Source organism: Leisingera sp. JC1 (assembly GCF_001679925.1).
In the GTDB taxonomy this organism is placed as follows: domain Bacteria; phylum Pseudomonadota; class Alphaproteobacteria; order Rhodobacterales; family Rhodobacteraceae; genus Leisingera.
In genome coordinates this window covers 1-9,635 of sequence record NZ_LYUZ01000149.1, presented here as the reverse complement: position 1 = coordinate 9,635, position 9,635 = coordinate 1, and the positions used below count along the sequence as shown (strand labels likewise).

Genomic DNA, 9,635 nt, shown 5'->3' with positions numbered 1-9,635 from the left:
CGGGCGTTCTGGAAACGATGGACGGGATACCACACCCGCAGCCGCGCAGAAGCCAGGATGCGCTGCCTCAAGGCCTTCGGCGAGCGCATCGCCGCGAGAGACCCAGATAGCCAAACCGCTGAAATCCACATCCGCGTCGCACTCATCAACCGCTTCAATGCCCTCGGCACCGCCGAGATCGTCCGCGTGGCCTGAACCTGAAGGGGAAAGGGGAAGTCACGCCTCAAGACGCCTTTCTGCAACAATGCCATGAAAAGGTGGAAGACGATTTCGTTGGCGTAAAATTCACTGTGAACTCCAAGGTTGAAGATTCGCTTGGCGAATGGCCTGTACTTCAGCAGCCAATTTCGCTGGAATGTTGAGACGCGCAAACCACAGAAGCAGGTTTCTTAAAGCTGCAAAGACTTGACCGGAGCAGGCGCTCTTTCTCGGAGAACTGTAGGCGTCTTGGATCGAAGCCTCCACTAGCGCAAAGCCTAGATAGCCCAACAAAAAAGCCCCGGCCAATGACCGGGGCTTCCTCATTTCTTCCGTCAGGGCTTAGCCGTTCTGACGGATGGTCTCGTTCTTCGGATCATAGGGGCTGTCGCAGGTGACGACTGCATCCCACAGCTTGTCCTGGATCTTGACCTGCAGCTTGGTGCCTTCCACCGCATAGTCGGGCTTCACGTAGCCCATGCCGATGGACTTCTCGAAGGCCACCGAGTAGCCGCCGGAGGTCAGGCGGCCCACACGGGTGCCGTCTTCGGCATAGAGCGCCTCGCGGCCCCAGGGGTCGGCATCGGCAGGGCCGTCGATCAGCAGGGTGCAGCACTTCACGCGGACGCCGGTCTCGACCAGCTTGTCCTTGCCGTGGAAGTCCTTCTCCAGATCGACAAAGCGCGGCAGGTCGGCTTCCAGCGGGGTCGCGTCGCGGCCCAGCTCGTTGCCGAAGGCACGGTAGGATTTCTCCTGACGCAGCCAGTTCTGGGCGCGGGCGCCGACCAGCTTCATGCCGTGCTTCTCGCCGGCTTTCTCGAGCAGGTCGAACAGGTAGTTCTGCATCTCGATCGGGTGATGCAGTTCCCAGCCCAGTTCACCGGTGTAGGCAACGCGGATCGCATTGACCGGGCACATGCCCAGTTCGATCTGCTTGGCCGACAGCCAGGGGAAGCGCTTGTTGGACAGTGCGGTTTCCGGATCGGCGTCGACGATCACCTCTTTCAGCACATCGCGGGACTTGGGGCCTGCGATGGCGAAGACGCCCCACTGGGTGGTCACGTCCTGGATCTCGATGTAGCCGAACTCCTCCATCTTGTCCTCGGCCGCCTTGCGCAGGAAGTCGGCGTCATACTCGGACCAGGCACCGGCGGAGACCAGGTAGTAGTTGTTCTCGCCGTTGCGCACGATGGTGTATTCGGTCCGGGTGGTGCCGAATGCAGTCAGCGCGTAGGTCAGGTTGATGCGGCCGACCTTCGGCAGCTTGTTGCAGGTGAACCAATCCAGGAACTGGGTGGCACCGGGGCCTTTGACGACATGTTTGGTGAACGCGGTTGCGTCGATCAGGCCAACGCCTTCACGCACGGCTTTCGCCTCGTCCACGGCATGCTGCCACCAGCCGCCGCGGCGGAAGGAGCGGGCGTCGTGGTCGTAGTTCTGCGGTGCATCGACGGGGCCGAAGTAGTTCGGGCGTTCCCAGCCGTTGACCCAGCCGAACTGTGCGCCGCGGGCCTTCTGACGGTCGTAAGCAGGCGCGGTGCGCAGCGGACGGCAGGCTTCGCGCTCTTCGTCCGGGTGGTGCAGGATGTAGACGTGCTCATAGCACTCTTCGTTCTTGCGGGCCGCGAACTCGGTGGTCATCCAGTTGGAGGAGTAGCGTTTCGGGTCGAGCGACGCCATGTCGATCTCGGCCTCGCCGTCCACCATCATCTGCGCCAGGTAGTAGCCGGTGCCGCCGGCGGCGGTGATGCCGAAGGAGAAGCCTTCTGCCAGCCACATGTTGCGCAGGCCCGGGGCCGGGCCGACCAGCGGGTTGCCGTCGGGGGTGTAGCAGATCGGGCCGTTGAAGTCGTCTTTCAGACCGCTCTCGGCACAGGACGGAACGCGCTCTGCCATCGCCATGTACTGTTCGGCGATCCGGTCCAGATCCAGCGGGAACAGGTCAGCGCGGAAGCTGTCCGGCACGCCATGCTCGAACTGCGCCGGGGCGCCGCGCTCGTAGATGCCCAGGATCCAGCCGCCGCGCTCTTCGCGGGCATAGGATTCATTGTCGGCGTCGCGCACAACGGGGTGCTCGGGGTTGCCGGCTTCACGCCATTTGACCAGCTCGGGGTCCTTGTCCATGACGATGAAGGTGTGCTCCACCGGGATTGCCGGCATCTTGATGCCCAGCATTTTCGCGGTGCGCTGCGCGTGGTTGCCGGATGCGGTCACGACGTGCTCGGCGGTGATTACCACCTGCTCGTCGGAAGGAACCAGGTTGCCGCCTTTTTCGACCATCTTGGTGCAGGTGACTTCCCAGTGGGTGCCGTTCCAATGGAAGGCATCGGCCTGCATCTTGCGGACGATATCGACGCCGCGCTGACGGGCACCCTTGGCCATCGCCTGGGTCACGTCTGCCGGGTTAATGTAGCCGTCCTCGGTGTGGTAGATCGCGCCCTTCAGGTCGCCGGTCTCGATCAGCGGCCAGCGTTCCTTGATCTGATCCGGGGTCAGCCACTCATAGTCCACGTCGCAGGTCTCTGCGGTGGAGGCATAGAGCATGTACTCGTCCATGCGCTCCTGGGTCTGCGCCATACGCAGGTTGCCCACCACGGCAAAGCCGGCGTTCAGGCCGGTTTCCTCTTCCAGGGTCTTGTAGAAATCGACCGAGTACTTGTGGATGTGGGTGGTCGCATAGGACATGTTGAACAGCGGCAGCAGGCCCGCCGCGTGCCAGGTCGAGCCGGAGGTCAGCTCGTCACGCTCGATCAGCATGACGTCTTCCCAGCCGGCTTTGGCCAGGTGATAGGCAATCGAGGTGCCGACGGCGCCGCCGCCAACAACAAGTGCTTTGACTTGGGTTTTCATTCTCCCGCTCTCCAGCTTAATGAGATTCTTGGCGACGGTTATGCCCGCGCATTGAAATCCGCGCAAAATCAGGCCGACGCAAAAACACTCAAAACCGACCTTGCGCGCCACAGCATACCGGATTCTGCGGGCGGCAGTGCCGGAAATGGCGTTTTTCTGCGCAAGCAAAAGGGGGCCGCAGCCCCCTGTCGTCTGTTTCAAGCGGTTCTGGCTTGCTCAGCAGTCGGCCACGGTGCCGCGGCGGATGCAAACGGGCTGCGCCTCGCCTGTGCCCTCGGCAGTTCCTGCCTGGGCCACCTGATCGCCGCCGACAAGCAGGCTCCTGCCGTAACTGGCGACCTCTCCCCAAAGGGTCTGGCCGTCCTGCGGCGCATCAATGGCAGCCCTGTCCCGTCCGGCCCGGGCGCGGGCGATACGGTCCTGCACGATGGTGCCATAGTCGGTGGCGCTGAGATCGCCCCAGTTCAGCCCCGCGTCACGGGTCTGGATATAGTAGTCGTAGCCGACCACCCCCTGGATGCTGAACACCAGAATGCCTATCGCTTTCTTCAGTGCCATCTCTGCCCTCCGGGTCCGCACCTGCCGTGCTGTTAACATCACCCTCAAACCTGGCGCAGAAATGCGGCGGCAATCCGGCAATTCAGGGAAAAGCCGGTGCAATTGCACCGGTCTCGTCAGGATCAGTCGCAGGTCCGTGTGGTGCCGCGGCGGATACAGCTGCTGCCATCACCGTTGTCTCCTGCCAGTCCCTTGCTGACCTTGACTTGCGGCACGCCGCCGTCCTGCGGAGCCGGATCGCCCGCCTGACTGGACCCGCCTGTGAACACGCCGAGCAGCGTGCTGGCCAGCCCCGCCGTCTTGCCCGCACCGTCCCCGCTGCTTTGGCTGTCTTCTGCGGCGTCCTGCACTGCGGCATGATCTTCCGCCTTGATCGCGACGCCGCCGCGCACCGCACCGGCCTCTGCCATCAGCCGGATCAGGCGTTCGCGGTAGGCGGCCTCCAGCACCGCAGCGGGGTCGGGCACATCACCGCTGGTTACATCGATAATGGCTGAGGTGCCGGTCACCGCGCCGGCCAGCAGCTTGCGGTGGTCGATGCTGTCCATCTTCAGCCGTGCCGCCTTGGCCTCAATGCTCTGCAATTCACTGCGCAGCCCGGCGATTTCCCCCGCCAGTTCCTCTTCGGCAGCCGACGGCACCGTCACATCATTGCCGATGGTCGGAACGGGTTGCGCCAGCAGGCTGTTCAGCCCGTCATAGTCGATGGCCGACAGGAGCTCCCGGATGATTTCATCCGAGGCATCCGCCAGGACCAGGATCGTGGCGCGTTCACCGAACCCCACGACCCCCTTGAACTTGCGCATCTTACCGCTGCTGCGATCGTAAATGCCCTGGTCGCGGCCAAAGGCGACACCGCCGATGACGGCATAAGGCTCCTCAGGCAGCCCCATACCGCGCATCGAGGAAACAACCATTCCCTCAAGGGTGTTCGGGTTCTGCTGGCCGCGCAGATAGACGCTGAGCACAACCGCTTCGCCGTCCTTGCTGTAACCCCAGCTGTGCGGTTCCATCTTGGCGGCCCGTTTCCGCTCCCGGGCGCCATCCAGCGCCTGATCCAGGTCCGACAGCGCATCCTCCCCGGCCTCCGCGCTCGCTGCCCCGGCTGCCAGCACTCCCGGCCGCTCAAGCAGGCTGAACCGCTCCATTCCGGCAGGCGCCTCGGGCAGATACGCCTTGCCGCCCTGCTGCCAGCGGCGGAGGCGCTCCTCCTCCTGCTCAACCAGGCGGCGCTCTGCCTTGCTGTCGAGATAGCGGCTTTCGATGGTGCCGGCATAAGCAGAAAGGCTCAGGCCTCCGAACTCCAGCCCCGCCCGGCGGGTTTGCTGTTCATAGTCGACGCCCAGAAATACCAGCCCGCACACAGCTGCGAAGCCTGCCAGATGCTTGATGCTCATAATGTCCCCGTGGAAATGCCCGAAATCTTTCGATCCGGCTAACGGGGGTTTGGGGCGGGAATGCGGCAGCAACGCGAAAAGAAACAGATTCACGCCCGCACAGATTGCATCTGCGGGACCGGGTCCGGTTCTGCCTTTTCTGTCCGGGCCTTTGCTGCCCGGCCTCTTCGTCTGTGCTGCAGTGCCTGTGTCAGCCAACGGTAAGGATGGCGGCGCCGCCAAGGGGCGGAGGCGGGACGGGAGGGTTACTCCCGCACGCGAAACGTCGTCAGTGCGTGCCCGTGCCAAGGGCCCTGTTCCAATGTGCCGGGGGTGTCAGGCCCGGCGGTGACCGCGATCAGGAAGGATCATGGCAAAAGCTGCTTAAGATCACGTGAGGCCACCGTACGCAGGCTGCGCAACACCCTGGACCTGCCGCAATCCAGCAGTGAGCCGTTCCGGTAGGGGGCACTATGGCTGAGATGTCCGGATGCATGTGAAGGTGTCTCCCCAGATGCTCCCGCCGGTGCCTCCGGCGGCGGCATCTGGCAGCACACTCAGGCTGTGGCGCGTTTTTCACCCCATTCGGCCAGATCATTCACCAGCATCAGGGCCACCCGCCGGAACACCTGGCGCAGCCGCTCCACATGCGGGCCCTCCAGCTTCAGCTCCGCCAGCGCCTGGTCCATGCATTTCAGCCAGTTCTCGGCGTCTTCCTCGGTGATCGGCACATGGGCGTGCATCAGCTTCACATCCATGTGGCCGTGCTTTTCCTCGTAATACCGGCGCCCGCCCATGAAACCAGACAGAAAATTGAACTGCTCCATCCGGGCATGGTCCATGCCATGCCCGCGCTTGTGCAGCTTGACGATCTGGGCGCCGGTCTCCGTTTCCTCGACAATGTCATAGAACCGCTCGACCAGCGCGCGCAGCACCTCCTCGCCGCCGATCTGCTCTATCAGCTTCTGAACCATTTAACCTCCCTGCCCCGCAAACGGGCGGCCTCAGGATTGCGGCCGGGTCTTCTTGGGGTCGTAATGCGCAAAGGGTACAATCTTGGCCGGCAGCCGTTTTTGATGCCCGTCAAGTTTACCGATTTCCACTTCGGTCCCGGCCTCCGCGCAGGACACATCCACCCGCGCCAGCGCGATGTTCTTGCCCAGAAGCGGCGAGCGCATGGAGGAGGTCACCTCGCCGATCTGCGCCCGGCCGATGTGGACGCAATCGCCATGGCCCACGTCGATCGCCGAGTCGATGTCCAGCCCGACCAGCTTGCGCGCAGGCGTGGTCTTGCGCCGGATCAGCGCATCGCGGCCGATGAAATCATCCTCTTTCGACTTCAGCGGCACGGTGAAGCCGATGCCGGCCTCAAACGGGTCGGTCTGATCGCTGAAATCATAACCGGCAAAGATCAGCCCGGCCTCGATCCGCACCATATCCAGCGCCTCCAGCCCCATCGGGCGGATGCCGTGGTCCTGCCCGGCCTCCCAGACCGCATCAAACACCTCGCTGGCGTGTTTCGGGTGGCAGAAGATCTCATAGCCCAGCTCGCCGGTATAGCCGGTCCGCGAGACCACCACCGGCACGCCCTGGTCATCCCCGATGCGTGCGGGCGTGAAGCGGAACCAGCCCAGTTCCTCCAGCGTGGGGTTGTGGGGCATGGTCCAGATGATCTTCTTCAGCAGATCGCGGCTCTCCGGCCCTTGCACGGCGATGTTGTGCTGCATGTCGGTCGAGGACCGGATCAGCACGTTCAGGCCAAGCTTCTCCGCCTGCTCGCGGATCCACTCCCCGCCATAGTCCGAGCCGCCGATCCAGCGGAAATTGTCTTTTCCCAGGCGGAACACGGTGCCGTCGTCGATCATGCCGCCATGCGGGTAGCACATTGCAGTATAGACCACCTGCCCCACCGCCAGCTTCTTGATGTTGCGGGTAAAGATGTACTGGCACAGCGCCTCGGCGTCCGGTCCGGTGATCTCAAACTTGCGCAGGGCGGACAGGTCCAGCACCACCGATTTCTCGCGGCAGGCCCAATATTCCTCCAGCGGGCCGGATTCGGCATAGCAGTTGGCCAGCCAGAACCCGTTATACTCGATGAAATTGCGGGTCATCTTGCTGAGGCGGTCGTGGAAACCGGTTTCCTTGGTCATCTTGGGCTCCGATTCAGGGGTCGCGCGGAACGCAATCGCCCGCTTGAAACTCTCTTGGCCGCTGTAGGTGCGGACGTGAATGTCGGTGGGGTTCCAGCCATTGGCGGCGCTGGTGTCATCCGGGCAGGCAGAGCTGACACAGACCAGATCGGTCAGCGCCCGCAGCAGCACGTAGTCGCCGGGCCGGGTCCAGGGCTCATCGGCATACATCACGCCGTGATCGTCGAGCCCGGTATTGAAGAAGAAGTTGATCGCCATCCAGCCCGCCCGCGGGGTCACACCATGCTGGGCCAGCGTCGCATTGAAATTATCCGAACAATTCACATGGCCGGGATAGCCGATGTCGTCGTAATACTTCGCGGCACAGGCCAGGGCAAAGGCATCATGCCGGCCCACGGTGTCCTGCACCACCTCGACCAGCGGCAGCATGTCCTGATCATAGTATTTCGCGTGCAGACCCGGCATCGGATAGGCATGGCCCATCAGGGTGCGCGTGGTGGTCACATCCAGCGCATGCTCAATCCCCTTGTCCAGTTTGCGGGCGGCGAAACACTGGAAGTCGGTGCACTGACGGCCATCCACATCAATGATCTGGATATAGTCGCCAGCCTTCACGAAATAGCTCTCAGCCGTGGCGCTATGCACCCGAACCTCGTTTACGGGTTCCGCCAGCAGATCGGGCAATTCAAACCGCGCCACTTGCTTGATCACCGCACGCTTGACCATCACGGTTAAAGAGGTCGCCGTGTCCTGCTTCTCGAAGTCCATGATCCCGCCGGGGGCTGCGATGATCACCACCCCGTCGCGCTGCGCGGTAAAGCTTTCCTCGGTTTTGGCCGGGGTTGTGCTGTCAAAGATGCGCACCGCACCGCCCTGCGCCAGATCAATGCCGCGCGCCTCCATCCCCATCCGCAAACCGCGCAGGGACTGATCCGAGGACGTGAGCAGGGATTTCAGCCCGCCGGCATCGCCGTTGGCCGCCGCACCGATGATTCCGGCGTCGATACGCCCCTTGTCCTCAGCGGCGATGATCTCGCAGGGCTGGCCGCCCTCGTCATTGATCACCGTCACCCGGTCGCCGGTCTCCACCCTGATCAGGATCGCGCCGCAGCCTTCAACCGCATAGCGTTCGGTTCCCTTGGGCAATGAGAACACCGACGGCTGATACAATCCGGAGGGCTTCGGCGGCCCTTTGACAACCTCAGGGAAGCTCATGTCATTCATCGCGCATCTCCTGTTGGACTCCGGCCAATTCTTGCACGGTCGGAATATTTATTTATTGTAAAGAATATTCCGATACGGCACTCTAATCAACAAACATGTTGATTTTCTGCGGAAAAATGGCGATTGCCCGGGATGCGGCATTTTCCTGGGGGTGAATGCCGCAAACAAAAGGATAACCGCCATGCACTCGCTGATACTGGGACTGATTGCAGCGCTTGCCTGGGGCATACATGACCTCTGCGTGCGGGTTGTCTCCAAGAAAACCGGTATTCTGCCCGCCATGCTGACGGTATTTGCAACGGGTGCGATTCTAATGGCTGCGGCAGGCCTTGCCCTGGCGGATTGGCCCGCGATGACTCTGCCGGCAGCCAAACTCGCCGGGCTCTCCGGCGCCATCTACGCTCTTGCGTCCTACGCGCTGTACCGCGCCTTTGCGCTGGGGCCGGTCAAGCTGGCGGCGCCGCTGATCGGCGCCTATCCGGTGCTGTCGCTTGGCTTGGCAATGCTGCAGGGGCAGCCGGTCGGGCCTGGCCACTGGCTGGCAGTTGCCGCGGTGGTTGGCGGCGTGGGCTGCATCGCGGTGTTTTCAGCCGAGGACGACGGCGGCGCGATAAACCCGCGGACCGCAGGATGGGGACTGATGGCGGCAACCGGCTTTGCGCTGACCTTTGCAACCGGCCAGGCCGCAACCCAGGCCGGGGCTGAGCTGCCGGTGCTGATCCTGACCCGCGCGGCTGCAATCCTGCTGGCGGCGGCCCTCGCAATCCTGTTGCGCGCGCTGCAGCTCCCGCCCCGCCAGGTCCTGCCGCTTCTCTGCGTGATGGGCGCGCTGGATGCTGCCGCGCTTGGCCTGGTGATCTATTCCGGCACCCTCCCCCGGCCCGAGTTCGCCTCCGTCAGCGCCTCGCTGTTCGGTCTTGTCACCGTGGTTCTGGCCTGGCTGGTGCTGCGCGAAAGCATGACCCGCGCGCAATGGATCAGCGTTGCCGTCACCTTCGGCGGTATCGCCTACCTGGGCTTCTGACGCCGCCCACCTTCATCTTTGAACAAAAAAACTCCCGCCGGAGGCGTTCCGGCGGGAGCAGATCTGTTCGGACCTCAGCGGTCTGCGCTTCAGGCAGTGAGGCCCTCGGGCTCTGCCAGGTTGTTGGCGCGGCAGGCGGCGGTGACGGTGTTGGCGAGCAGGCAGGCGATGGTCATCGGGCCGACGCCGCCGGGGACCGGGGTGATGGCGCCGGCGCGTTCCGCGGCGGAGGCGAAATCGACGTCGCCGACCAGC

At 63.3% G+C, this 9,635-nt stretch carries 6 protein-coding genes and 2 pseudogenes; 2 read left to right on the top strand and 6 right to left on the bottom strand.

Annotated elements, in window-relative coordinates; all coding sequences use genetic code 11:
• Positions 1 to 195 (top strand): annotated as a pseudogene (locus A9D60_RS24085) (IS5/IS1182 family transposase); the annotation flags it as partial.
• 345 nt (positions 196 to 540) lie between these two features.
• Here A9D60_RS24085 and A9D60_RS24080 read toward each other — a convergent pair.
• The 5 genes from A9D60_RS24080 to tdm form a co-directional block, all read right to left on the bottom strand.
• The gene (locus tag A9D60_RS24080; RefSeq protein ID WP_029205073.1) at positions 541 to 3,048 is read right to left on the bottom strand and encodes a GcvT family protein; all 2,508 of its coding nucleotides are present in this window, start codon (positions 3,046 to 3,048) and stop codon (positions 541 to 543) included.
• A 216-nt stretch (positions 3,049 to 3,264) separates the two neighbouring features.
• Complete coding sequence (locus A9D60_RS24075; RefSeq protein WP_065269937.1) at positions 3,265 to 3,606, bottom strand: hypothetical protein; 342 nt, start codon at positions 3,604 to 3,606, stop codon at positions 3,265 to 3,267.
• 122 nt (positions 3,607 to 3,728) lie between these two features.
• Entirely contained in the window at positions 3,729 to 5,003 is a 1,275-nt protein-coding gene (locus A9D60_RS24070; protein WP_065269936.1) for a hypothetical protein, read from the bottom strand.
• 536 nt (positions 5,004 to 5,539) lie between these two features.
• Complete coding sequence (locus A9D60_RS24065) at positions 5,540 to 5,956, bottom strand: group II truncated hemoglobin (RefSeq protein ID WP_065269935.1); 417 nt, start codon at positions 5,954 to 5,956, stop codon at positions 5,540 to 5,542.
• 30 nt (positions 5,957 to 5,986) lie between these two features.
• On the bottom strand, positions 5,987 to 8,356 hold the full coding sequence (gene tdm / locus A9D60_RS24060; RefSeq protein WP_065269934.1) for a trimethylamine-oxide aldolase Tdm: 2,370 nt from the start codon (positions 8,354 to 8,356) through the stop codon (positions 5,987 to 5,989).
• Positions 8,357 to 8,537: 181 nt separating this feature from the next.
• On the opposite strand from tdm, the gene A9D60_RS24055 reads away from it, so the two are divergent.
• A complete protein-coding gene (locus A9D60_RS24055) occupies positions 8,538 to 9,380 on the top strand; it encodes a DMT family transporter (protein ID WP_065269933.1) in 843 nt (280 codons plus the stop codon).
• 89 nt (positions 9,381 to 9,469) lie between these two features.
• Here A9D60_RS24055 and A9D60_RS24050 read toward each other — a convergent pair.
• A pseudogene (locus A9D60_RS24050) lies at positions 9,470 to 9,635 on the bottom strand (bifunctional methylenetetrahydrofolate dehydrogenase/methenyltetrahydrofolate cyclohydrolase); the annotation flags it as partial.